Origin of the sequence: Vibrio sp. 1167, assembly GCF_033340375.1 — a bacterium.
GTDB lineage: Bacteria > Pseudomonadota > Gammaproteobacteria > Enterobacterales > Vibrionaceae > Vibrio > Vibrio alginolyticus.
Map to the genome: position 1 here is coordinate 396,083 of NZ_JAWOWK010000002.1, position 25,000 is coordinate 421,082.

Sequence of the window (25,000 nt, forward strand, 5' to 3'; positions counted from 1 at the left end):
CTGAACAAGACCTCTTGAACAACAGAACACCTCTCACCCAGACAACATCAAAGGAACGTAAAAAATGGATGACTCTTTTGCTGCGGAGATACAAGCACGCATAGATAACAAAACCAAACCCGTCGGTTCTTTAGGCTTATTGGAAAAGGTGGCACTGCAGTTAGCTCTTATTCAAAGTCAGAATAAACCTCAGCCAGTTGATTCCATCGCTATCTGCAAACCGAGCATGCTGGTATTTGCTGGAGATCACGGCGTTGCAGAGGAGGGTGTGAGCATTGCGCCAAGCGAAGTCACTCAGCAAATGGTGGCTAACTTTCTCGCTGGCGGCGCAGCCATCAACTGTTTTTGCGACATTAATGGCATTCAACTCAAAGTAATAGATTGCGGCATGTTGGCTCCTATTGATGTGCTGGTTCCAGAATTTAAATCCCATCCCAACTTGGTTGAACAACGGTTGGGTAACGGTACGGCTAATTTTTCTAAACAATCCGCGATGTCCCCAGAACAAGTGGCGTTAGGTTTAGAATATGGTGCGAAGATTGCTGAGCATACCATTTTGCATGGTTCAAACCTCTTAATGTTCGGCGAGATGGGCATCGGTAATACCAGTTCGGCCTCAGCACTGTTATCGGCGCTGAGCTCATTAGATATTGATTATTGTGTTGGCGTTGGCACCGGAATCAATCAACAGCAGTTGAGCCGCAAATATAAACTGGTAGCACAGGGGGTAAACCGATGTCGAGGTCTTGATACCAAAGCGATTCTCGCACAGGTTGGGGGTTTTGAAATCGTACAAATGGTGGGCGCTTTTTTAGAAGCCAAGCGGCTTAAAACTCCAGTTTTAGTGGATGGGTTTATCGTATCGGTAGCGGCTTATATTGCGACGTTGTTAGACGAAGAAACGCGTGAATACATGTTGTTTGCCCATCGCTCTGAAGAAAATGGACATAAATTTGTATTGGAACATCTTAAAGCAGAACCTCTGCTCGACCTTGGTTTACGGCTAGGGGAGGGAACAGGAGCCGCTCTTGCCTTGCCTCTGTTAAAAGCTGCCGCTCAGTTTTACAACAAAATGGCGAGCTTCGAGAGTGCAGGAGTTACAGTATAGTGTCAGTCCCTGATAATTCTGAGAAAGTCACGCCGTCATCGTTAAGATACCAGTGGGAGTTATTTCTATTAGCTACCAGTTTTTTTAGCCGCTTACCCGTGCGCCAAGCGTTGCCTTACAGTGAAGAACGCATGAATCAGGCAGGCCGTTACTTCGCGTTAGTTGGTCTCGTGCTTGGAGCACTTTGCGCTTTGGTATTCTCGCTCACCTCAATTTTTTTCCCAGAGTCGGTTGCCATAGTATTAACGATGGTGTTTAGCTTATTGTTAACTGGGGCTTTTCACGAAGACGGCTTGACCGATATGGCGGATGGCATTGGCGGTGGCATGACCGTAGAGCGACGCCTCTCTATTATGAAAGACAGTCGTATTGGCACTTATGGTGCCGCCACTCTCATTATGGCGTTATTGGCTAAGTATGTTTTTTGGAGTGAACTGGCTAACTTGCCGCACTTTTGGTTGGTCATTGTCGTCGCTTACACCGCAAGCCGAGCACTAGCAGCGACGCTTATTTATGACATGCCTTATGTCAGTGACAGTGATACGTCGAAAAGTAAACCGCTAGCAAGTCACCAGTCTTCTCTAGAAGTCTCCATTTTGTTGTTTACTGGTGGCGTAACATTGCTTGTGCTTGGTATCGCGGATGCGATCTTGATATCGCTTGTTCTCGTGGTATTTCGTTTGATGTTCAAACGTTGGTTAACCAAGAGAATTGGCGGCTTTACGGGGGATTGCCTTGGCGCAGCGCAACAGTTGTCGGAACTGCTTATTTATCTCACTATGATTGGGTTGTATCACTCCTCATGAAGCAATTGATACTCGGTGGCGCGCGCTCTGGGAAGTCGCATTTGGCAGAAAAAACAGCTAAGCAATTATCGGTCGCTTCTCATCGATCATTACACTATGTTGCAACCGCGCTGCCATTTGACCAAGAAATGCGAGAGCGAATAGCGCATCATCAAAAGCAACGCGGGGGCGAGTGGCAAGAGCATGAATGCCCCCTTCATTTATCTGAGTTACTGACAAATTTCGCTATCACCGATGTTGTATTGATCGACTGTTTAACCTTGTGGCTCAACAATTGGATATTTGAGTTAGGTGATGAATGTTCCAATGAGAAGCTAGAAGCAGAAATTGAAAAGCTTATACAGGTGGTACGTGGCTCAGATGCGACGTTAATATTCGTCTCTAACGAGGTTGGAATGGGCATTGTACCTTTGGGGGCGGTTAGTCGTTATTTTGTGGATAATGCAGGACGGATGAATCAAAAACTAGCCAGTGTTTGCCATCGCGTTACCTTTGTTGCTGCTGGTTTGCCGTTGGTTCTTAAAGAGTAGGATGAAAAAAATGAAAACACTCAATATCTATCTTGTGCGTCATGGAAAAGTAGACGCTCCACCAGGACTCCATGGCCAAACAGATGTAAAAGTTACGCCTGCTGATCAAGAGAGTATTGCTCGGGCTTGGGCCGAGAGTGGACGAGGTGTGGGTGGAATAATTTCTTCTCCGCTTTCACGCTGTCAAGAACTGGCAAACATCATTGCTGAACAGCAATTATTACCAGTAATGACGGATGAGTCTTTACAAGAGATGGCATTTGGTGATTTTGATGGTATGCCTTTTGATATGCTCACTGAGCAGTGGAAAAAGCTAGATGCTTTTTGGCAATCGCCAGCACAACATACGTTGCCGAATGCTGAGAGCTTAAGCACATTTTCTGAGCGCATATGTCGCGTTTGGTCTCAAATCATCAACGATATCAATGACAATCTACTTATCGTCACGCATGGTGGCGTCATTCGTATGATTCTTGCTCATGTATTGGAGTTAGATTGGCGTAACCCAAAGTGGTATTCGACGTTGTCGATAGGAAACGCTTCTGTCACGCATGTAACAGTTACCATAGATGAGCAAATTTACGCCTCGGTGCGTTCGATTGGCGTACCTCTTTTAACTCGTTAATTTATAAATATTAAAATGCCCAGAACGATATTGCTTACGGGCATAGTCACGGAAGATGTCAGTGGAAGCCCATCTGCTAGGTGCAGGAAGCGAAAATTGACTCAGTTACATAAAAAGGAAATATAGAAATGACAACGCCGAGTTGGGATTTGTCCATCGTTTATAACGACCTTTCTGACCCACGAATTCAAGACGATATTGCTCTTGTGGAACAATGTATTGATCTTTTGAATAAACAATCAGCAGATTGTGGCAACGTAGAGATCATGCAAAATGCGATTTTGACCAATGAAGCCGCGAGTCGTTTAGCGGGTACAGTTGCAAATTTTGCGAGTTGTTATGCTTCTGTTGATGCAACAAACGCCGAAGCGAAATCGTTACTTGGTAAAATGACCCGCATCTTTTCGGAGCTTTCCCAAGCGTTCAGTCCCTTTGATTTGACACTAACGCATGCCGACGAAGAGTTTATCTTGCGCGTGTTAGACCATGAGAATCCTGATATCAGTGGGCAAGCTTTTTCTATCTTGAATTCTAGAAAGTTGGCGGATACTCGTCTTAGCAACGCAGAAGAACAGTTACTGGCTGCGATGAGTGTGGATGGCAAATCGGCTTGGGGTAACCTATACGATAACCTGACTGGCTCATTGAAAGTGAAGCTTGAGTACACAGATGGTAATAGTGAAGAGCTTGGGTTTTCTCAAGCGGCAAGCATTCTTTATGGTTCTGAATTCGAGCGTCAAGAAGCCGCGTGGCGAGGCGTACAAGATGCAATGCAAACGCACCAAGAATCATTCGCTGCGATTTTGAATGCGTTAGCAGGATGGCGCTTAACTGAAAACAAAAAGCGTTCTACGAAGCGTGAAGTTCACTTCCTAGAGCCGAGTTTGCATGGTAGCCGAATCCAAGCTGAAACTTTAAATGCGATGATGACCGTAGCCAAAGACAGTCGAGCTATTGGTCAGAAAGCGGGTTTATTGATGGCGCAAGTACATGGTCTGGATGAGATGAAACCTTGGAATCATCTGGCGGCTATGCCTGCTTTGAGCGGTGAAGCGAAGGTTTACGACTTTGATGAAGCGATTGAGGTTATTTGTGAAGCATTTGAAACAGTAAACCCTGAGATGTCGGAATTTGTCCGTTTGATGGTACAAAATGGTTGGATTGATGCCGCGCCAAATGCTAACAAGCGTCTTGGCGCATACTGCACCAAACTGCCAGCAACGCGAACACCACTTGTGTTTATGACTTGGAGTGGCAGCCGGTCAGACCTTATGACTCTGGCACATGAACTTGGCCATGCGTTCCATAACTGGGTTATTCGTGATTTGCCACTTTGCCAAACTTACTACCCAATGACGTTAGCAGAAACCGCCTCTATCTTTGCAGAAAACATCGTTCGTGATCATTTGATTTCGAAAGCGGAGAGCGTTGATGAAAAGCTCGAGATGTTGTGGGAAGAGTTGTCATCTGCGCTAGCTTTAATGATCAACATTCCGGTTCGCTACGAGTTTGAAAAATCGTTCTATGAACGCCGCCAGGATGGAGAGTTAACCGCAGATGAATTCTGTGAGTTGATGTCAGAAACTTGGAAAGAATGGTATGGCGACGTAATGAGCGAACCGGATCCGTACTTCTGGGCAAGCAAGCTGCACTTTTCTATTGATAGCGTGAGCTTTTATAACTACCCATACCTATTTGGTTTCTTGTTTAGCAAGGGTATCTATGCACAGCGAGAAAACAAAGGCGAAGCGTTTTACACCGATTACATCAATTTGCTGCGCGATACAGGCTGCATGATGGCGGAAGATGTCGTCGAAAAGCACCTGTCGATGGATTTAACCCAGCCAACGTTTTGGCAGCAGAGTGTTGAGCTAGTGCGTGAAAAAGTCGATGAGTTTGAGCGTTTGCTCGCACAGCGCGGCTAAGTTTTTCGCAGTGTTGATGCATAATCTGCTTTATAGCTACAAAAATTTGATCAAATCATAATGATCTTAATCAGGGCTGTGGTAAAGTTCACAGCCCTAACACTTTGTAATTGTTTGAAAATTAAACGCCTCAATGCTTGATTTGAGTGCCTGGCGCGAAAAGGCATCGGATTTTCGAGGGAAATAGTGATTTCTACTCATAAGTGAGATCGCAGCAACAAAAATCCTTTGTACAATTTATTAACATATCCGCCGTGCTATTAAGGAGTAACGCATGACGAAGTCTCTCTTTCGCCAATCGTTTTTAACTGACACGTTAGATGTTCATATTGATGTTGCACCAGCGGAGCAGGTGCTTTCTAACGGTGTAAAACTTAAACTCTATCAGCGTGGTGTATTAGAAGTAATCCCTGCGAATTATACTCAGGATACGAAGAACATCATCATCTCTTGTGGGGTTCACGGAGATGAAACCGCACCGATGGAGCTGGTGGATTCCATTATTCAAGACATAGAATCTGGGTTCCAGACGGTCGATACCCGTTGTCTGTTCATTATCGCTCACCCAGAGTCCACTCTGGCGCACACGCGATTCCTTGAAGAAAACCTCAACCGTTTGTTTGACGAAAAAGAACACAAACAGACAAAAGAGCTTGTTATCGCCGATACGCTTAAGCTGCTTGTTCGAGATTTTTATCAGGATACCGACCCGACAACACGCTGGCACCTTGATTTACACTGCGCGATTAGAGGCTCGAAGCACTATACGTTTGCAGTAAGTCCTAAGACTCGTCATCCTGTGCGCAGCAAAGCATTGATCGATTTCTTGGACAGTGCACACATTGAAGCAGTGCTCCTGTCAAACTCACCATCGAGCACGTTTAGCTGGTACAGTGCCGAGAACTTTGGTGCGCAGGCTCTCACAATGGAGCTTGGCCGCGTGGCTCGTATTGGTGAAAATGACCTCGATAAACTGACCGCGTTTGATTTGTCTTTACGTAATTTGATTGCGGAAACGAAGCCAGAACACCTACCAAAACCATGCATTAAGTATCGCGTAAGTCGCACAATCGTTCGTTTGAACGAAGACTTTGACTTTATGTTCGACGACAATGTTGAAAACTTCACCTCATTTGTTCACGGCGAAGTGTTTGGTCATGATGGCGACAAACCATTAATGGCAAAGAACGAAAACGAAGCGATTGTCTTCCCAAACCGCCACGTCGCAATAGGTCAACGCGCAGCTCTGATGGTTTGTGAAGTGAAAACCCGTTTTGAAGAGGGTGAGTTGGTTTACGATTAATCCAACATTGCTTTGAGAAGTTAATTGCAATTTACCGAGGCTTAACTGTAAGGTTAAGCCTCGTCTGTTTTTATCGGCTGCTATGGATTTTCAACAACTTATCCTGAACAAGGAGCGACGCTGGCAACGTAACCTGATGGTTATGTCGATCGTGCTCGCTGTACTCTCTGCCATTCACTTGATGGTCGGAGAAATTTTCCTTTCTCCTTTTCAATCCTTATCTGCATTTGAACAGAAGTTATTGGTGGACTTGCGTTTACCGAGGTTAGTGTCTGCGGCAATTATTGGTGCTGCGTTAGCGGTATCTGGCGCGACGTTACAAGTGTTGCTTGGGAACGTGTTGGCTGAACCTGGCGTGCTTGGTATCTCTGGTGGCGCAAGCTTAGCAATGGTCTTAATCATGTTCGCGTCACCTGTTCTTCCTACCCCGATTGTTTTTATGTTGGCAGCGATTGCAGGCTCGATGGTATTCACGTTTGTTTTGGTGGCGATAGCAAGGGCAATGCACCTGACGACGGCTCGATTGCTTTTGGTTGGGGTCGCATTGGGTATTTTATCGAGCGCGATTGTGACCTGGGCATTTTACTTTAGTGATGATCTCAGTTTACGCCAACTGATGTATTGGTTAATGGGCAGTATTGGCGGTGCAAGTTGGTATCAACATACCGTTACTTTGGTGATGTTACCGGTGCTTACCTGGTTATGTTGTAAAGGCAAGTCGCTTGATAAATTGATGCTGGGTGAGATTCATGCGACCCAATTGGGTGTCGATGTGCATCAAATGCGTTGGAAATTGATCCTCGCCATTTCTGTTTTGGTGGGTAGTTCAGTCGCTTTGGGTGGCATCATCAGTTTTGTTGGTTTGGTGGTGCCGCACTTGTTGCGTTTGGCTTTTGGTACGGAAAACCGTTATTTATTGCCACTTTCTGCAATATCTGGTGCTGCGTTGCTTGTATTTGCTGACATCGGCGCAAGACTGTTATTGGACTCCGCAGAGTTACCTTTAGGTGTCATGACAACATCGATTGGCGCACCTATTTTCATCTGGATGCTGGTGAAGAGTCATGATGCACGTTAAACATATGTCGGTTGGTAGTCGATTATTGCCTCTTTCTTTTGAATGCAAAGCTGGCGAAATCGTACATATCGTTGGGCCTAATGGTTCCGGTAAGAGTACTTTATTGGCTGCGATTTCTGGTACGTTAAGTCACCGAGACGGTATGAGTGGTGAAGTGTACGTTGGCAACAAAAACTTGCTTACTTTACCGTTGTCAGAGCAAGCTCATGTTCGAGGTTATTTGTGTCAGCAATCGCGCCCAGCGTTTAATGTTGATGTGTTTCAGTATCTCGCTTTATCTCTGCCAAGTGGTGCTGAGATTGCGGATATCAAAGTGCGTGATGCCGTCAATATGGTGGTGGAGCTGGTACAACTGCAAGATAAGCTTCATCGCAGTATTCAAACATTATCCGGTGGTGAGTGGCAGCGTGTCCGATTAGCAGGTGTATGTTTGCAGGTGTGGCGTACCATTAATCCTTTTTCGCAGTTTTTAATTTTGGATGAGCCAGCAGCACCGTTAGATATTGCGCAAGAGGGTCTGCTCTATCAATTGATTAACGCTATGGCGGCGCAGGGAATTGGAGTATTGGTTGCTAATCACGATCTCAATCGCACATTAAAGCACGCAGATAAAGTATTGCTGCTTAACAACGGTGTGCTGCACTCATCAGGAAATGCCGATACTGTGCTAACGGAAGAAGCTCTCGGGGAAGTGTTCAATACTCAAGTCAAAAAGGTCATCGTAGATGAGCAACCTTATTTAATCTTTGATTAGTATTTAGGGACAATAAAAAACGACCTACTTGAGGTCGTTTCTTTAATCGAGAAAGCCAAACTTAACGCTTACTGAGTTAGCGGTTTTAGATCTGCTGGGCGGTAGTAAACAGATTTGAGTACTTTGCCTTTACGAATGGTTTTACCTTCCGATACGAAATCTTCGGCGCATTTCGCGATGATGTATTCACCTTTCTGCACCGCCATCAACTTGATGCCTTGTTCTGCGTAGAATGCTTCTGTTTCTGAGTACTCTTGCTCGTTACGGCATACTTTGCTCATGTTGCTTGAATGTACTTCATCCCAGCAAGGAATAAACTCGATACCACGGTTTACCGCAACGTTTAATAGAAGATCAATTAAGTAGCTGATCGCCAGATTGTCTTCTACTTTGCTGTGGCCAAGATGAACGAGACGGCCCATTAATACATACACGCTGTCTACGATGGCATCTGCTTGCTCAGTTTTACAATCTGCTTCTGCTAGCTCTGTTAGCTCTTCGATCGCCAAAGAGGTGTGTAGTGTGTCTGCTTGTGTATCAAGGCTTGCAGCGTCTGCGACTGGTAAGTCGAACGTACTACGGAACTCGGTGATATCACGGTATAAGTGATCAAAAATCTCTTGGGTTAGCTTTGACAGTTGCATTCTAATTTCCATTGAATCGATTGAAGCGGCAATGATACCAAACCGCACTTTGAACCCCAAGGGCATTGCATCTAACTGGTGATAAATCTGCCTTTGGGGAATAGTGGTGCTTAACGAAATAGGTAAGGGAACAGCTTTTTACGTTCTTCCTCTGAAAGGGAGGAAACACGAGCGATGTTCGTATCGGGAATGGATTCAGGATCAGGATAGTGTTTTAGTACCTTTTCCATACTCTCTTCGCGAATCAAATGGAAGATCGGGTAAGGAGAACGATTGGTCAGGTTTTCGTCGTCTTCAGGCCTTGCGCCGCCAAAACAGTAATCAGGATGGAAAGTCGCTATTTGGAAAATACCTTCCCAGTTTTGCTGCTTAATTAATCCTTCAACCCAATCTATGCAAAAGTTGTAGTCCCAGAAATCTTGTAGCATGTTGGGAACCACAACCAACGTGGTCTCAAGCTGTTCGGGCTCTGTGTTACTCAGCTCAATCAGTTGCAATAAAATATCTTCAAGAAGCGTTTCTTCTTGAGTCGCTTCACTAACAAAGATTTTGATTTGTTTATTACGTTGCGGCTTGGCAGCAAACGGACAAAGGTTGAGCCCGATTACCACATCGTTGAGCCATTGGTTGACCTGTTGAGTGATCGCTTCGATATCTGTGTTTTGTGTTGAACGCGTTGACATACGACTTTCTGGTTTTATTAAAGTAGCGCAAGCATAGCAGAGTTGGTTATCCAAGTAACCAGAGAGGTATTACGTAAATGAGCGTACCTTAGCTACTCTTTAAACTCGCAGTGTCAGGTGTTTGGTCAGTATGCTTTCTTTCGGCAATGTGTTTCAAATACGCAATTGCAGCAAACATTGCTAGGTAGACGGCGCTTCCCCCCATAAGAACACTCGACCAACCTCCATGCTGCCAACAATAAAGAAGTAAGAATCCTCCTAAGCTACCGCCTACGTAGTAGTGTACTAAGTAGAGCGCTGTCGCGGTGGCTTTGGCACGAGTGGCATTCTGACCGACCCATCCGTAGGCGAGGGTATGAGTAAAGAAGGCACCAAAACTTATCAGCAACAACCCAAATAGCATTGCAGTCAAGCTTTCAACCGCCGCAATCCACATCCCCGTCATGCTCACTATCGCGCCCAAGAACATGCCGAGGATTGATGAATAACGTTTACTCCAGTGGCCTGCGCAACGAGAGGAGAAAGTTCCTCCCAAGTAACAAATAAAGATCAGTGAGGCCAACCCGACGGGCACATTGTGAGGTTCACTCACCAGACGGAACCCCATTACGGAGTAAAGGTTGACGAACAAAGCAAAGTTGAGTCCTCCTATCAGCATCGCGAACCACACGCGTTGGTTTTTAAAATGACCAATAAGCGCACGATTTTGATGGCGCAAGCTGCTTGATGACGGGGTGAAGTTGCGCTGTGTTGGCAATAAATAGTGAACGCCAATGACACCAAGAAGAGTGAACACCATCATAACTTCAATGGCGACATCAACATTGAAATTGTCCGCCAATAAGCCGCCGCTAATACGTCCTGCAATACCGCCTAATGAGTTAGCCGCAATGTACGTTCCAATTGCCATCGAGAAAGCGTGCTTGTCGAGCTCTTCTGCCATGTAAGCCACGGCGACCGCAGCAAAAGCGGCGAGCGCGACACCGATCAGTGCTCGACATACCACCAAAAACAGGAATGAGTCACCAAACAGCATCAAAGCGGAAAGGGTAGGAATCGAAAACAGACCGGCCATCATGACTGGTTTTCGTCCCACTGATTCTGATAACACAGCCATTGGAACGAGGCTAAAAGAGAGAGCGAGTGTTGAGGCCGCAAATAACCAGTTCACTTGCGTTTCTGAGATCGTGAAAATTTGAGCAAAAGTGGGCAGCATTGGCTGTAGTAGGTATAAATTTGAAAAAACCAAGAAGGAACCAAGCGCTAGCGAGAGTGTAATGCGTTTGTATTCCGGTGTGCCAAAACTGACCATGAATCCTGCCTAATGTGAGCAAATGGAGAGACTGTGATCAATCTATCAGTTCGTTATAAATTAAAAAAATATATTAAAAATATGGACACCATATATTTTTGATCTAATGGAATCGAAACAACTTAAACATTTTCTGGCGGTCGCTGAACACGGAAACATTACCCATGCGGCGAAAGCCCTGCATATTGCCCAGCCCGCATTAAGCATTTCTATCAAAAAGTTTGAGCAGTCTTTGGGCGTTACCCTATTTCGCCGTGATGATAAAAAAATCAGCTTAACGAAAGAGGGCGAAACGCTACTTATACATGCCAAGCGGGTGATTCAACAGTTGCACGACGCGCAGCTCGCGATTGATGAGTTGAAAGGCTTAGCGAAAGGCGAAGTAAGGCTCGGGACGCCATCAATGATGGGCAGTTATTTCTTTCCACGAATTGTGATGGCGTTTAAAAGCCAATTCCCGGAGTTAAAATTGACCTTGGTCGAAGCTGGGACTCAATCGATTCGTCGTATGCTGCTCAATGGTCAACTCGATATCGGTGTGATCAGTTGTGATAACGTGCCTGATGACCTAGAAACTGACCATTTGTTTACTAGCCAAATGGTCGCAGTTGTTTCACCTGAGCATGAGTTAGCCCAGCGACACGCTCTTACTTTTGATGAGTTCTTTGAACACGATTTGGTTATGTTTCAGCATGGCTATTTTCACCGTGAATTTTTGGATCAGGTGAGTGAGGAGCATGGGTTTACCATGAAGTCATCATTCGAGACCAATTTACTGCCTTTGATTTTGAGTATTGTGAAACAAGAGTTTGCGATTACCGCGTTACTGGAATTGGTGACTCAACATGAGTCGGGCGTTGTTGGCTTACCGTTTGAACCACCAGTGACGCTGGATCTGGCACTTGCTTGGCGCAAGCAGGGGTATTTATCAATAGCAGATCGAACGTTTATCGACTTTATCAAGCGCTACGTTTAAACGCAGCGCAGATTCATCGTCCGAGCACTAGTCGCCTTTGTACATCTTCTCGAAGTTCTTTGGGTTCCAGCCAATCATTACCCGATCACCAATTTTTAAAACTGGCACTGAACGAGCACCAAGCGCATCAAGTTCTTTGCGACCGCGTTGCATCTTAGCATTGCACAAACGATAGTTAATATTTTTCGAATCCAGATAACGTTGAGCATCTTTGCAGTGAGGGCATTTGTCTTTGACATAAAGAACGACACGTTTCATTGAATTTCTCTCCATTATCATTGGGAGGCGAAGTTTAACGGCCTTTCACCATAAATGAAAGGCGAAAGCTAAGGTGAAACTGTCTTTTATCTCAGGTATATTGAGCGCCTTTATTTTGTCATAACAGACGTTAACTCTATGCATCCGTCACTTCGATACATTCAGGGCTACCCACAAAACATCGTAGAGCAGGTGAGCTCATTGATAGCGAGTGGCAAGTTTGTTCCTTGGTTCGAAAAGCGTTATCCCGATAGGCACCAAATCAAAAGCGAAAGGGCGCTCTATGAGTACGCCATGGCAATCAAAAACCGCTACATGAAGAAAGCCGCGCCAATCAGTAAAGTTGTCTACGATAAGAAAATTCACGCGGTAAACAACGCGCTTGGTTTGCACAGTGTAATCAGTAGAAACCATGGCGGTAAGCTGAAGTCGAAAAACGAGATTCGCATTGCCAATGTATTTAAGGATGCGCCCGAGCCACTATTAAGAATGCTGGTGGTACATGAGTTGGCACATACTCGTGAGAAAAACCACGACAAGGCGTTCTATCAGTTATGTTGCTATATGGAGCCTGAGTATCACCAACTCGAATTTGATGCTCGTTTGTTTATGATTTACCTCGATTTAAAAGCGAATTTGAATGAAGAACAATAATCACAACGCGAAGCAAGCAAAGCCAAAGGCTTCAATGGCGGGTCAGAAGAAAGACGCGAATAAAGACAAGCCGCAGCGTGTTAAAGACAAAGTTGCGCGCAAATCCCCTCAGCCTGCAGGAAAGAGCGAAGTCGAGTTCATAAAAATAGCGAAGAATGGTTTGCATGAGCGTAATGTTCATCGAGGTCGTTACGATTTTAAAAAACTCGTGGAAAGTGAACCACAGTTAAAGCCATTCGTTATCAAAAATCCGAAAGGGGAAGATTCCATAAACTTCTCTGATCCTAACGCGGTTAAAATGCTCAATAAAGCATTGCTTGCTGCGTATTATGGTGTCGAGTTCTGGGACATTCCCGACACCTACCTTTGCCCACCGATTCCGGGCCGCGCTGATTACATTCACCGAGTGGCAGAACTACTTGATAGTGAAGTAAAAGGTCAGTACGCGCACCAAAAAGTGAAAGCGTTGGACATCGGCGTGGGAGCAAACTGTATTTATCCGATTGTTGGTGTAACAAAATACGGTTGGCACTATACGGGCAGCGATGTCGATCCAAAATCCATCCAATCGGCTCAAACGATCGTAGAGCACAATCGTGTTTTGACGGGAAAAATTGCACTGATACAGCAATACAATGATGCCAATATTTATCGAGGTATCATTCAACCGAATGATCGTTATGATGTGACGACATGTAATCCGCCATTCCACCGTTCGGCGGAAGATGCCGCTATGGGCAGCCAGCGTAAAATCGATAATCTAAAAGCAAACCAGCGTAAGAAAGGGCTAAAACCTCAAACCGCACAAGTAAAGACAAGTAAACCTGCGTTGAATTTTGGCGGTCAAAACGCTGAATTGTGGTGTGAAGGCGGAGAAGCGGCGTTTATCCGAAAAATGGCGAATGAAAGCCAAGCTTTTGCCGCACAGGTCTTGTGGTTTACGACACTTATATCCAAAAAAGACAACGTTCGCCCGATGCGCAAGCAGCTTGAAAAATTGGGTGTGAAGGCCATTCGTGTGGTTGAAATGAGTCAAGGGCAGAAAGTGAGCCGCTTTGTAGCTTGGTCATACATGGATAAGCAACAGCGCAAAGCATGGATTGAACTAAAGTAACGTTGACCGTTTCACACTGAACAATAAAGTAGAAAGCCCGCTGATATCAGCGGGCTTCTATTTTGGGAGATCTAAAACTTAATGATGGGCTCACAATCTAGTGAACTGAGAGAGACAAAAGTATCTGTTTTGGCATAGTACAAGCCACAGGTTTCACCTCTGATCTGCAACGTATATTGGTCTGGAAGATCCGTATAGCTGCCATCCAACAGTTGATTGTTTTTCCCTTTTACTCGTCCTTTTTCAATCAACACATGCGGTGAGGATTCAAATACGTTATTTGCGATTCTAGGTGCTGGTGTCCCTTGGATTTCTGCGATCGCGTTTTGAATCTCTATGACTGTTTCCGGAGAGTTCTTTTTACTCAATGCTTCAACGGGTTCTTGTGACATAGCTTGGCATCCTATCAAAGAAATCGAAGTGCCTAAGAAAAGCGCAACCCGAATCAGTATTCGTAAAAAGTTAGTTGATCTCAACATGAATTGCCTCTGTTCGTAGCGGAGAGCGAAGATCGCTTAACTCCGGAGATGAAATGTTACGCGGCATGGCGTTGAAACTTGAAGAGGAGACTGGCGGACAGGTTCCAGTTTCCATGTAGTTTAGTGCCGCAGAAAGCATACCTTCAGACGGATCGCCTAATGGTTTTGTTAGGTCGTCATTGACCCAGCAACCTTCCACTCTGTTGTTTAAGCCTAACTCGGTATTGATTTGGCTCTTTGGAGTAGGAATAAAACCATCAGCGAAGTCGCCAAATTTTTTCTCGTTCGCCGACTTGAACTGAATAGTGTAGTACATAGTGCCGCAGTTTTGTTCTGGTGAGAACCCATACGGTTTACCTGTGGTTGTTGAGCCTATTTGGATAACCTCCACATCAATGCCGCGCAAAGCGTTGATCAACAGTTCACTTGAGGAAGCCGTGCCTCCTGAAGTCAGTACATATACGCGCTTTTTGTTCAGTGTCGGAAGCACTTGGTCCGAATATTTCTGTGCTGCCCAGTCTATTGCTAGATTCGTAAAGCGATAGATGTTATCCCCATCTTTAATGGTACGCATCACTTTGTCATTATGAATCAACTCACTGAAGACTCGGTTCTGACCAGCACCGCTTAGCATGTAGCCTACTTGCGAGGACTGAAGGACTAAGCCACCGCCGTTGTAACGTAAATCAACGACGATCTCGTCAACATTCTCTGCTGAGAGCGTACTGAACGCCTCAATAAGCGGGGCTTGAGCGCTTGGTTCAAAGGAGTTGTATTGCAGATAGCCGATCCGCATACCATTTTGTGTAATCACTTTGGCATTTTTAACTGGAGAGGTCATGACATCAGAGGCGGTAAGCGTCACGGTTTTCTCTAGACCGCCAACACTCTCAAATGTGAAGGTGTAATCTTGATTGATGTCAGGGTTAAAGAGCGTTTTATTAATAAAATCAATGTCGGACTGACTACCGGTGTTAACCACATCAATATTATTGATTTTCTGAAGCTTATCACCACGAGCAATGCCGCTTCTATCAGCTGGCGAGGCTTCTTCAGTGTAGGAAATACGAACGTCTCGAGGTTGTACGCCACGTAGGAATGCCCAGTTAAAACCAAATCCAGCAACTAAACCGGATTGCGATGATTTCATATCATCCTCATAAGGGACGGTAAAATGGAAGCGATCTTTTGGTTTACCCGTCGCGGTAGTAGCAGAGGTGACCAGCGTATTGAAGTAATCAGTAACAGTTTTGTAGTTTGCTGGATTATTATCAGGAACCTCGTCATACCATAGATACGTTTCGTTAGTAAAAGCTCTTAAAAAGAGTTTTTCGTGTAATGCAGAGCCCAATTTATCTGGATAGGCGGCATAGTTGTCATATGGGTCCAGTCCGACGCGGGGCGTTTCACATTGGTTGATAAACGTTTTCGACGGTTGGCTAAAATCATGAACTTTCCACGTTGGACCGTTTGCACTGCTAGTGGACGGAGTAGGTGATGAGCTATCACCGCCACCACCGCCACAGCCTTGTAATAATGCGAGAGTGACTGCCGTTGCTAAAGAATACTTAAATTTCACTTTTCTATGTCCTTATAAATAATAGAATTATAATTATGTGTTTTGCTTTTGTTTTTATTAGCTAGGTGAATGTATTAATTTAATTTGTTCGTCTGCAAATTTATAGTTAAATAGTGTGAGGTAAATAACGTAAAAAAGTTGTCTTTTATACTTAAGCTAAATTAGTCATTACTTAAGTTTTCTGTCTATTTCAAAAGAGCTAACAAGACAATTAATAAGTGTGAAATTAAGACAAGTTCTTAGTTGACTAAGCGACGCTTGCTAAATAAAAAATCAGAATTAGATTCAGGAAACGCTTTGAATCAATAGTTTGGTAGGGATATATGATGTTATCTCGGGGGTGTTTGATTTATTTATCTGATGCTTTAACTTAATTTAGTGAGTTGAGCGACGTGCTTTAATAAGCTTCCGTCAATGTTAGGTAAATCATCAGCGAAAAATATCTGAGCACCGGGAGTGCAGCGCATTAATATATTTGTTAGTTCACCGTCATTGTTGGAAGTGTTAACTGCGTTAAGTTTCGCTAATTTATTACAAAGCTCGTCCTCTATTTGCACTTTCTGCTCTTCGGTGAGCCTAATGCGACCTATACATACGCCTGGGTTGATATCATGAGAAAGCGAATCTTGTTGAAATCGCTCTTTGAATAAGGTGTCTAATGCCGTACCTTCTTCCATAATAAATCGACGACCAGAACGGTAAAACAAGCCGTCTCCGAAGTTTTCGACATATCCTAGAATTTCCGCGATACGCAAATAGAATCGTAAGCTTGTATCAGAAAGTCCGTAAGTTTGGGCTATCTCTTGCGGTTTAATATCACGAGAAGTCAGCATATAAATAAAATCAAGTAAATAAGGATGCTCAACGAAAAGGGCGCTCTCTTCATCTGTTAGCATTTGCTCGTTTTGGTGCTGAAGCTCGTTGGCTAAGGTTGCGAGTTCGATGAGATCGGTATTCAGGTAGTTCAGATAAATAAGTACTTTATCCAAACCTAAAGCTGGATTATGTAGGTGGCGTTTAATACTAGATAAAGGGATGCCACTTTTCTCTGACAAGGAATTGTAGCAAAGCCCTTCTTCTTTAATCTTTTGTCGTAGCGCTGCAAGTAAAAACTTTGGTCCAACATTCATCCTTGAATATCACCTTATTCGTTATTCCGTTTACTGGCTGATATTTTGCCTTTCAAGCAGCAGGTTTCGAATCGCTGTGCCTGCTTCTAGAATGTGCTTTTTCAGTAGGTACTTGGCGCCTTCGATATCGCGATTTTGGCACATTTCAAACAAGCTTAAGTGCTCTTCTTCTGCCTTTTTAATGCCTGTAGTAAACAATAGCTGCATGCGTATGTATCGGTCACACTTTGTGTTCAGGTTGTAAATGACGTCCATAGTTTCAGGCATGTTGGCTGGCGCATATAGGGCTTTGTGGAACTCGTAGTTGTAGTTGCTCCATTCTTCTACTTCGTCGCCACTGTTCACTACTGACTCGAAACGTTCGCGAACTTCGCGCGCGCGTTCAAGGTCAGCGTCTGTCATATTTTGAATCGCGCGCTCTAAAATGTGGCATTCCACGACAGCGCGCAGTTCAAATAGCTCATTGATTTTCTCTGGAGATAGCTCAGTGACCGTCGCACCTTTGTGAGGTTCAAAGCTAACGAGTCCTTGTGCTTCCAATTGAACTAACGCTTCACGCACAGGAATTCGGCTAACATTAAACTCTTTTGCTAACGCATCTTGACGTAAAGGTTGACCAGTTTTTAACTCGCCCTTCAAGATCTGAGTTCGAATTGCTTCCTCAACGAGCTGAGTGCGCGTTTTAAAAACAGGTTTCTGTGACATTGAAGTCTCCCGTGAAATTAATATTGTATCCAATCCATTTTACTTTAGTAGTTTATTGTTTTTCTGGCACAAACCAACTAGGAAAGAAGGTTTTGAGAAGTAGAGTGAAATAAAAGGCATCAGTTGATGCCTTTTTGAGCCATTTGGTGGGCTTATTGGGACACACTGCCATCTATGGCGCGTTGGATACCCAGTGGGTTCGACGCTTTTAATGAATCCGGCAATAAAGATTCTGGCAAAGCTTGATAAGAGACCGGACGCAACCAACGATGAATAGCCTCCGCACCGACAGATGTTGAGGCAGAATTGGTTGAAGCCGGATATGGTCCACCATGAACCATAGCGTAACCAACCTCGACGCCAGTTGGCCAACCGTTGAATACAAGGCGTCCGGCGATTTCTTCCAAACTTGGAAGCAGTTGCTTGGCTTGTTCTTCGTCTTCAGCGGTAGCGTGAAGGGTTGCGGTGAGCGATCCAGTCAGTGAATCACTCAGTTTCAACATGTCATCGAAATCTTCACAGATTACGATTAACGATTGAGGACCAAATATTTCTTCCTCCCATTGCGGGTTTTCACGCCAGTTTTTACTGTCCGTCACGAACAGTGCTGGTGAGACATTGGTCGCTTCTGCTTGTTCAGAACGAGTGACGTTAATGCCTGTTTCGGAAGCTCGCTTATCCACTTCGGATTCATACGTTTCTCGGATTCCTTGCGTTAGCAAAGTGGCCGTTGATTGTTGTCGAATTAACCCTTGAGCGATTTCGATAAAGGCTTGCGTTTCTGGGCTATTCAAGACAAATACAACGCCTGGTTTTGTACAAAATTGTCCACAGCCCAAAGTCATAGAAGCCACAAATTCTTCAGCCAATGATGCGTTTGCCCGTATGGCTGAAGGGAGAATAAATGTTGGATTAATCGCCCCTAGTTCGCCATAGAAGGGGATTGGCTCTGGTCTTTGCTGGGCTAGATTGAACAGCGCACGGCCACCACCGACTGAACCTGTAAACCCAACCCCTTTAATTTTTGGATGGGTAACGAGTGCTTGGCCAAGTGCACGTTTGTTACCTTGCAATAGCGTGAAGATGGCTTGCGGTAAGCACTCTTTCTCAAGTGCAGCCTCAATACACTCAGCAACAAGTTGACTGGTGCCAGGGTGGGCGGTATGGCCTTTTACAATCACAGGACAGCCAGCTGCCAGTGCCGAAGCCGTATCACCACCTGCCGTAGAAAATGCGAGCGGAAAATTAGACGCACCAAACACGGCGACAGGGCCAATTGCGATTTGTTGACGGCGAATATCTGGTTTTGGCAGTGGTTGACGGTTTGGGTTTGGCGTATCGAAAATTGCTTGATGGTGATTACCCGATCTCACAACCTCGGCAAATAGTCTTAATTGGCTCGCGGTACGTCCTATTTCACCGCTTAAACGTGCTTCGGGAAGGGCAGTTTCTAAATGAGCACGAGCAACGATTTCTTCACTCTTCACTTCCAATTCAGAGGCGATAGAGCAAAGTAAGCTCGCTCGCTTTGCATTGCTTAGTTGGCGAAACTCACGCGCAACGCTTTGGGCGGCTGAGGCGGCTTGATTAACTTCTTGCTCCCCATGCACCGGAAACGCTGTGGGTAGAGGCTCACCAGTAAAGGCGTTGACTGCGTAAAAAGTGGTTGGTTCTTGTGGGGTCATCATTCTTCCTTACTATCCTTATTACTTCACTTCAAATCCGTACGCATATGGGTCTTCATCGTCTACCCATATCGTGTTGTGACCGTATACTTGTGCCCATCCTTCAATGCTTGGCAAAATAGCGGCTTTGCCATTCACTTCGGTAATGCCTTCTATACGTCCTTGAAATAGGCTGCCGATGATACTTTCGTGAACAAAGTCTTCTCCTTGATTGAGTTTGCCTCTTGCATGCCATTGCGCCATGCGTGCACTAGTACCCGTACCACATGGCGAGCGATCCAACGCTTTGTCGCCGTAAAACACAGCATTTCGAGCGGTAGCGTTTTCTTGAGTGGGCTCTCCGGTCCATAGCACGTGAGAAACACCGCACACTGTTGGATCTTCTGGATGTACGCACTCAACCGCTCGAGATACCGCTTCGCGAACTTTTGGAGAAAGCATCAAAATTTCATCTGGAGAGTAGTGTTCAAGTCCGGCGTAGTTTTCTTGAGGATCGACGATTACGTAATAGTTTCCGCCATAAGCAACATCGACAGTGAGCTCACCTAAGCCCTCTATGTCCACGGTTACGTCTTGGTGGGCAAGGTAAGCCGGTACGTTAAATATCTTTACCGACGTGACCTTGTCACCTTTTGTTTGGTAGTGCACTTCGATTTGTCCTGCTGGGACATCAAGTATCAAACGACCTTCTTTTTGGGGAGTGATAAGGCGATTTTCGATAGCGGTGGTGACGGTTCCAATGGTGCCGTGGCCACACATTGGTAAGCAGCCACTGGTTTCAATAAACAGAATAGAAGCGTCTGCGTTATCACTGCAAGGAGGCAAGACAACTGACCCCGACATCATTGAGTGTCCGCGAGGTTCAAACATGAGTGCCTGACGAATCCAATCATAATGCTCAAGAAAGTATTGGCGCTTTTCGCTCATGGTATTGCCTTCGAGTGGAGGCACACCGCCTGCTACCAGCCTAACTGGGTTGCCGCAGGTGTGGGCATCAATACAGAAAAAAGTTCCTTGTCTCATTTTTCGCTCCTTGCTGAAAAAATGGTTGAATTAAACAATAGTGATGTTAACGTAATGTAAAATATATTGTATACAATCTACGTTTTCAAGTGTGACTCGGAGCATATTTATGTTGGTCAAGGATGAAACAAAAAAGGAAAGGATCGCCGTGATAGGTGCGGGGATTATTGGCTTATCAATTGGATTGAAGTTGCAGCAGCAAGGTTATCAAGTCACAATTTTTGATCCCAATGGCGTGGGGAATGGATGCTCTAAGGGAAATGCAGGTCATATCGCGACTGAGCAAATCTTCCCTCTTGCAACGCCAGCGCTGCTTCCACAATTACCTAAAATGCTGCTAGATCCCAAAAGTCCGGTTTCGATCCGTTGGCAAGATATTCCAAGCACTATCGGGTGGATGATTCGTTTTCTATTACAAACAAAGCCATCAGCCGCGGAGCAGGCAAAAAACGCGATTAAAACTCTTAACGAGCGGTCAGTGGCAAGTTGGCGTGGCGTGCTTGATTCAATCGGAAAAGCGCATCTAATAAAAATGAATGGTTCATTGCTCACTTTTGAAAACGAGAAACTGTTTAAAGACTACCAAAGTACGCTTAACTCACTGGCCAAAAACGGTGTGGCGTATCAAGTTTGGACGCAAGAGGCGATTCGAAAGCGGATACCTGATCTCAGCCATAAGGTTCGTGTCGGCGTCTTTTTTCCCGATACAGGACATACGCTAGACCCTTATCAGATCTGTGTTGAGCTAAGTGAAGCTTTTGAAGCTCTTGGCGGTAAGATTTTACAAAAAGGTGTATCTGCGTTGGAGAAAAATGGTGATGTGTTGGTTGAGTCTCAAACACATTCATTTGACCGAATCATTGTTGCCGCTGGTGTACATTCTAAGCCTTTGATATGGCAGCTAACCGGAGTCAAAGTGCCTATGCAAGCCGAGCGTGGTTATCACCTAATGGTGGATGACAAGCGTGATGTACTGCCATTTCCTATTAGCTCTGCCGATAGAAAATTCATCATGACTCCGATGTCTGGCGGGCTACGCTTGGCAGGCACTGTTGAGTATGCCGATGTAGAATCACCACCCAATATGAAACGTTCAGAAATGCTTTTTCAGTTAGGTGATGAGATGTTTGAATCGGAGTTAAATCCACTCAAGCAAGGAGAAAAGTGGATGGGTAATCGGCCTTCAACAGTCGACTCGTTACCGGTTATTGATAGCATTTGGGATGGAAATGTATTACTGGCATTTGGCCACCAACACCTTGGATTAACTCAAGCGGCGATTACGGCAGATCTCCTTTTAGAGCTTATCGAAGGAAAGCCGACATCGATTGATCTATCACCTTTTTCATTACAACGATTCGCCTGAAAAATTTAATATTAAATATTGTATAAAATATATTAAATGCTAATGTTAACTTAATTTTAACAAAAATGGTGTCCAACAGCCGTACTCGGATGCCTCCAGAAAAACAACCAAAAGGAGTAAAACATGTCACGAATGACCAAAGCACCATTGGCGCTGTTGATTTCAGGAATGCTGTTGGGGGCCTCTGCTTATGCTGAAGACAAATTGACGGTCGTATCTTGGGGTGGTGCATTCACCAAGAGCCAAGTGGAGGCATATCATAAGCCTTTCATTAAAAAAACAGGTGTTGAGATCGTATCCGAGGATTTCAGCGGCGGATTAGCTGAAATTAAAGCACAGGTGGAAGCGAACAACGTGCGCTGGGATTTGGTTTCTCTCGACAAGCCAGACATTGTTCGTGGTTGCGCCGAAGGGTTACTAGAACCAGTGAACCCAAGTATTTTGCCTCCGGGCGCAGATGGAACACCAGCACAAGAGGATTTTATTGATGGTGCGATTCACGAGTGCGCAATCAATACCATCGTAGTGTCCACTGTATTAGCGGTGAACGAAGACGCGTTTAAAGGTAAGGCTTTGCCAAGCAAGTTGACCGATCTTTTTGACCTAAAAACTTTTCCAGGTCGACGTGCATTGCAAAAACAACCTCAGGGCAATCTTGAGTGGGCACTATTGGCTGATGGTGTAAAGCCAGAAGAGGTCTACAGCCTGCTCGAAACCGAAGCGGGGCGTGAGCGTGCTTTTGCTAAGTTGGATACGATCAAATCAGAAGTACTGTGGTGGACAACAGGTGCCCAGCCACCTCAAATGCTTGCAGACAAAGAAGTGGTGATCGCCTCGGCGTTTAACGGCCGAATCCACAATGCCCGTAAGGATGAAGGTCAACCATTTCGGATTATATGGGACCGTCAAATGGGTTACATGAATGGATGGGCGATACCTAAAGGGAGTGAGAACACAAAGCTTGCATTGGACTTCATTGCTTTTTCTTCAGGAACAAAACCATTAGCTGATCAAGCTAAGTACGTTGCCTATGGGCCTACGCGTAAGTCGTCTTCGGCGGAGGTGAACCCAGACATTTTAGCGAACCTTCCTACCGCACCTCAAAACTTCCAAACCGCCTTCCTGATTAACGATGAATGGTGGTCAGACTACGCGGATGAACTCAATGAAGAGTTCAATACCTGGCTGCTTAACTAGGCGTTAATTTGTGTATGGGGTCGAGTTTTCATCCATAAGCGAGGTTCCGTACTTTCCTCAACTGTATTTATGTTTTCGGAGAAATGATGAAAGTCATCGAAGCACAGCAAGTCGCGCAATGTTTAACAATGAAGTCTCTTATTGAAACGATGCGTGAAATGTACTCGCGGCCAGCAACAATACCTCAACGCCGAGTCATGCCCTTAGAAGAGGGAGAATACGAGGCGTTTGCGCTACTTCCAGCTTGGAACCAGGAGTTGATTGCGGTGAAAGCCTTTACGTATTTCCCGCATAACCCTGAGCAAGGCAAAGATACGCTTGCATCTAAGCTGCTTGTTTTTAGACGAAACGATGGTGAGCCGCTCGCACTCGTGGACGGTAAAGTTTTAACGTTTTGGCGCACCGCCGCAGCTTCTGCGTTGGCAGCGGACTATTTGGCGCGTCCCGATGCTGATCGTCTGTTGATCTGCGGAACGGGCAATCTTGCGCCTTATTTTGCGTGGGCATACGCTGCGGTTCGCCCACTTAAGCAGGTTTATATTTGGGGGCGTAACTCAGATAAAGCCGAGGCGACGGTAGATGCCATTGTGTCATCTTCAGAGTATCAGTCGCTTCCTGATGAGCGTCGGTTTCGCGTTTCAGTCGTAGAAAATGTGGACCACGTTATCAAACACGTTGACATCATCAGCTGTATTACCGCATCAGCAGAGCCTTTGTTTAATGGCGCAGACGTGCAGCCGGGCACCCATATTGATTTGGTCGGTAATCATGACTTGGATAAGCGTGAATGCGACTCCGAAGCAGTGCAACGAGCACAGGTGTATGTTGATAGCCGTATTAATGTATTAGCCGAAGCGGGCGATCTTCTCATTCCAATTCAAGAGGGCGTGTTCACGTCAGACGATATCAAAGGGGAATTACCGCAGCTTTGCGCCCAACAAATCTCAGGACGTCAAAACGATGAGGTCATTACTTTATACAAATCAGTTGGCAGTGCTTTGGCTGATTTGGCCGCTGTAAAGGCGGTGTTGTTAGAAAATGGCATAGATAGCCATGTCTGAGCATTTTCGCTCGTTCATTTAAATTGCATACAATATACATATAAGGAAAGTAGTTCATGAAAATTGATTGGAAAGGTGTTTATCCGGCGGTCAGTACGCAATTTCGTCAAGATCAGTCAATCGACTTAGACGCAACGCAAACTGTTATAGATAACCAAATTAAAGATGGTGTGAATGGCATTATCTGCTTGGGTACTGTCGGTGAGAACTGTGCGTTGTACCCGGAGGAGAAACGCCAGGTCTTGCAAGCGGCAAAAGAAGTCGTAAATGGCCGTGTGCCTTTGATTGCTGGTACAGCAGAGTCTATTACCACAGCAGCTGTTGATTACATGCAGGATGCGTACAAAATTGGTATCGATGGTTGTATGGTGATGCCTGCCATGGTTTACCGCACGTCTGAGAGCGAAACGTTCGAATATTACCGCACGCTAGCAAAAGCAACGCCAGAGATGCCAATCATGATTTATAACAACCCGGTTGCTTATGGTGTCGATGTAAACCTCGATATCATGGCGAAACTGGCTGAGTTTGAAAGTATTGTAGCTATCAAAGAGTCGACCACTGATACTCGTCGTATCACCGAGCTTTACAATAAATTTGATGACCGCTTTACCGTGTTCAGTGGTGTTGATGACATCGCTCTTGAATCATTGATGTTAGGTGCGACCGGCTGGATTTCTGGTTTAACCAACGCATTCCCAGAAGAGTCCGTTGCGATTTATAAACTGGCAAGCCAAGGTCGTTATGCTGAAGCGTTAGAGATCTACCGTTGGTTCTTACCCCTACTGCGTTTAGACACCATTCCTACGCTGGTTCAGTGCATAAAATTGGCCGAGCAAGTCTGCGGACGTGGCTCTGAACAAGTTCGTGCGCCACGCCAACTCTTACAAGGTGAAGAGCGTCAACAAGTCATTCAAATGGTTGAACACGCGTTAGAAACCCGCTTAGACCTATCCAAATACAATCTGTAATTGTGCTGTTTAGTAGAGCGTTAACTGACGCTCT

General features: G+C 45.2%; 25 protein-coding genes. 15 read left to right on the forward strand and 10 right to left on the reverse strand.

The genetic code is table 11. The features are described from left to right. Window positions 1–64 precede the first annotated feature (64 nt). The 8 genes from cobT to btuD all read left to right on the forward strand — a co-directional run bounded on the left by cobT (window position 65) and on the right by btuD (window position 8,129). A complete protein-coding gene (gene cobT / locus R7Z78_RS05140) occupies window positions 65–1,108 on the forward strand; it encodes a nicotinate-nucleotide--dimethylbenzimidazole phosphoribosyltransferase (protein WP_005377883.1) in 1,044 nt (347 codons plus the stop codon). Next, window positions 1,108–1,914: an adenosylcobinamide-GDP ribazoletransferase gene (locus R7Z78_RS05145; RefSeq protein WP_104975259.1), complete on the forward strand. Its 807-nt coding sequence runs from the start codon at window positions 1,108–1,110 to the stop codon at window positions 1,912–1,914. Before cobT ends, R7Z78_RS05145 begins: the two co-directional genes overlap by 1 nt. Beyond that, entirely contained in the window at window positions 1,911–2,444 is a 534-nt protein-coding gene (gene cobU, locus R7Z78_RS05150) for a bifunctional adenosylcobinamide kinase/adenosylcobinamide-phosphate guanylyltransferase (RefSeq protein ID WP_065274411.1), read from the forward strand. The genes R7Z78_RS05145 and cobU overlap by 4 nt, the downstream gene beginning before the upstream one ends. 10 nt (window positions 2,445–2,454) lie before the next feature. Then, window positions 2,455–3,069 carry an alpha-ribazole phosphatase gene (cobC, locus tag R7Z78_RS05155; RefSeq protein ID WP_005389801.1) on the forward strand — a complete coding sequence of 205 codons (615 nt, stop codon included), beginning with the start codon at window positions 2,455–2,457 and terminating at the stop codon, window positions 3,067–3,069. 128 nt (window positions 3,070–3,197) lie between these two features. Beyond that, a complete protein-coding gene (locus R7Z78_RS05160; protein WP_104975260.1) occupies window positions 3,198–4,994 on the forward strand; it encodes a M3 family oligoendopeptidase in 1,797 nt (598 codons plus the stop codon). Between the two features lie 274 nt (window positions 4,995–5,268). Continuing rightward, a complete protein-coding gene (locus tag R7Z78_RS05165; RefSeq protein ID WP_005377878.1) occupies window positions 5,269–6,297 on the forward strand; it encodes a succinylglutamate desuccinylase in 1,029 nt (342 codons plus the stop codon). 82 nt (window positions 6,298–6,379) lie between these two features. After that, on the forward strand, window positions 6,380–7,375 hold the full coding sequence (btuC, locus tag R7Z78_RS05170) for a vitamin B12 ABC transporter permease BtuC (protein ID WP_053306934.1): 996 nt from the start codon (window positions 6,380–6,382) through the stop codon (window positions 7,373–7,375). Next, window positions 7,362–8,129, forward strand: a complete 768-nt coding sequence (gene btuD / locus R7Z78_RS05175) for a vitamin B12 ABC transporter ATP-binding protein BtuD (protein ID WP_080960060.1) — start codon at window positions 7,362–7,364, stop codon at window positions 8,127–8,129. Before btuC ends, btuD begins: the two co-directional genes overlap by 14 nt. Before the next feature lie 68 nt (window positions 8,130–8,197). Here the strand turns inward: btuD and R7Z78_RS05180 are convergent, their stop codons facing one another. The 3 genes from R7Z78_RS05180 to R7Z78_RS05190 all read right to left on the reverse strand — a co-directional run bounded on the left by R7Z78_RS05180 (window position 8,198) and on the right by R7Z78_RS05190 (window position 10,768). Then, on the reverse strand, window positions 8,198–8,773 hold the full coding sequence (locus R7Z78_RS05180) for a nucleoside triphosphate pyrophosphohydrolase family protein (RefSeq protein WP_005377875.1): 576 nt from the start codon (window positions 8,771–8,773) through the stop codon (window positions 8,198–8,200). 110 nt (window positions 8,774–8,883) lie between these two features. Beyond that, entirely contained in the window at window positions 8,884–9,456 is a 573-nt protein-coding gene (locus tag R7Z78_RS05185) for a DUF1415 domain-containing protein (protein WP_104975261.1), read from the reverse strand. 88 nt (window positions 9,457–9,544) lie between these two features. Beyond that, the gene (locus tag R7Z78_RS05190; RefSeq protein WP_104975262.1) at window positions 9,545–10,768 is read right to left on the reverse strand and encodes an MFS transporter; all 1,224 of its coding nucleotides are present in this window, start codon (window positions 10,766–10,768) and stop codon (window positions 9,545–9,547) included. A 106-nt stretch (window positions 10,769–10,874) separates the two neighbouring features. On the opposite strand from R7Z78_RS05190, the gene R7Z78_RS05195 reads away from it, so the two are divergent. Then, window positions 10,875–11,744 (forward strand): LysR family transcriptional regulator, encoded by an 870-nt coding sequence (locus R7Z78_RS05195; RefSeq protein WP_017820887.1) that lies wholly within the window; start codon window positions 10,875–10,877, stop codon window positions 11,742–11,744. Between the two features lie 27 nt (window positions 11,745–11,771). Here the strand turns inward: R7Z78_RS05195 and R7Z78_RS05200 are convergent, their stop codons facing one another. Next, the gene (locus R7Z78_RS05200; RefSeq protein WP_005377871.1) at window positions 11,772–12,002 is read right to left on the reverse strand and encodes a glutaredoxin family protein; all 231 of its coding nucleotides are present in this window, start codon (window positions 12,000–12,002) and stop codon (window positions 11,772–11,774) included. A 138-nt stretch (window positions 12,003–12,140) separates the two neighbouring features. Between R7Z78_RS05200 and R7Z78_RS05205 the strand changes: the two genes are divergently transcribed. After that, entirely contained in the window at window positions 12,141–12,656 is a 516-nt protein-coding gene (locus R7Z78_RS05205) for a M48 family metallopeptidase (RefSeq protein ID WP_005377870.1), read from the forward strand. Beyond that, window positions 12,643–13,770, forward strand: a complete 1,128-nt coding sequence (gene rlmF / locus R7Z78_RS05210) for a 23S rRNA (adenine(1618)-N(6))-methyltransferase RlmF (protein WP_104975263.1) — start codon at window positions 12,643–12,645, stop codon at window positions 13,768–13,770. The genes R7Z78_RS05205 and rlmF overlap by 14 nt, the downstream gene beginning before the upstream one ends. Before the next feature lie 71 nt (window positions 13,771–13,841). On the opposite strand, the gene R7Z78_RS05215 is transcribed toward rlmF, so the two are convergent. From R7Z78_RS05215 to R7Z78_RS05240, 6 genes are all read right to left on the reverse strand, one after another. Beyond that, a complete protein-coding gene (locus R7Z78_RS05215; protein WP_025766761.1) occupies window positions 13,842–14,162 on the reverse strand; it encodes a hypothetical protein in 321 nt (106 codons plus the stop codon). Window positions 14,163–14,232: 70 nt separating this feature from the next. Then, window positions 14,233–15,828: a S41 family peptidase gene (locus tag R7Z78_RS05220; protein WP_104975264.1), complete on the reverse strand. Its 1,596-nt coding sequence runs from the start codon at window positions 15,826–15,828 to the stop codon at window positions 14,233–14,235. Between the two features lie 365 nt (window positions 15,829–16,193). Further along, a complete protein-coding gene (locus R7Z78_RS05225; RefSeq protein ID WP_104975265.1) occupies window positions 16,194–16,958 on the reverse strand; it encodes a transcriptional regulator in 765 nt (254 codons plus the stop codon). A 30-nt stretch (window positions 16,959–16,988) separates the two neighbouring features. Continuing rightward, complete coding sequence (locus R7Z78_RS05230) at window positions 16,989–17,663, reverse strand: GntR family transcriptional regulator (protein ID WP_005377862.1); 675 nt, start codon at window positions 17,661–17,663, stop codon at window positions 16,989–16,991. 152 nt (window positions 17,664–17,815) lie between these two features. After that, complete coding sequence (locus R7Z78_RS05235; protein ID WP_104975266.1) at window positions 17,816–19,348, reverse strand: aldehyde dehydrogenase (NADP(+)); 1,533 nt, start codon at window positions 19,346–19,348, stop codon at window positions 17,816–17,818. A gap of 21 nt (window positions 19,349–19,369) precedes the next feature. After that, window positions 19,370–20,371, reverse strand: coding sequence for a 4-hydroxyproline epimerase (locus R7Z78_RS05240; protein ID WP_047008677.1), 1,002 nt, complete (start codon window positions 20,369–20,371; stop codon window positions 19,370–19,372). 109 nt (window positions 20,372–20,480) lie between these two features. Here R7Z78_RS05240 and R7Z78_RS05245 point away from each other — a divergent pair, with 109 nt between their 5' ends. From R7Z78_RS05245 to R7Z78_RS05260, 4 genes are all read left to right on the forward strand, one after another. Beyond that, a complete protein-coding gene (locus R7Z78_RS05245) occupies window positions 20,481–21,737 on the forward strand; it encodes an NAD(P)/FAD-dependent oxidoreductase (protein ID WP_104975267.1) in 1,257 nt (418 codons plus the stop codon). Window positions 21,738–21,860: 123 nt separating this feature from the next. Further along, on the forward strand, window positions 21,861–22,934 hold the full coding sequence (locus R7Z78_RS05250; protein WP_017820893.1) for a polyamine ABC transporter substrate-binding protein: 1,074 nt from the start codon (window positions 21,861–21,863) through the stop codon (window positions 22,932–22,934). Between the two features lie 86 nt (window positions 22,935–23,020). Continuing rightward, entirely contained in the window at window positions 23,021–23,995 is a 975-nt protein-coding gene (locus R7Z78_RS05255; RefSeq protein WP_053306927.1) for an ornithine cyclodeaminase family protein, read from the forward strand. A gap of 56 nt (window positions 23,996–24,051) precedes the next feature. Further along, entirely contained in the window at window positions 24,052–24,966 is a 915-nt protein-coding gene (locus R7Z78_RS05260; RefSeq protein ID WP_005389756.1) for a dihydrodipicolinate synthase family protein, read from the forward strand. The last annotated feature ends 34 nt before the right edge of the window (window positions 24,967–25,000 follow it).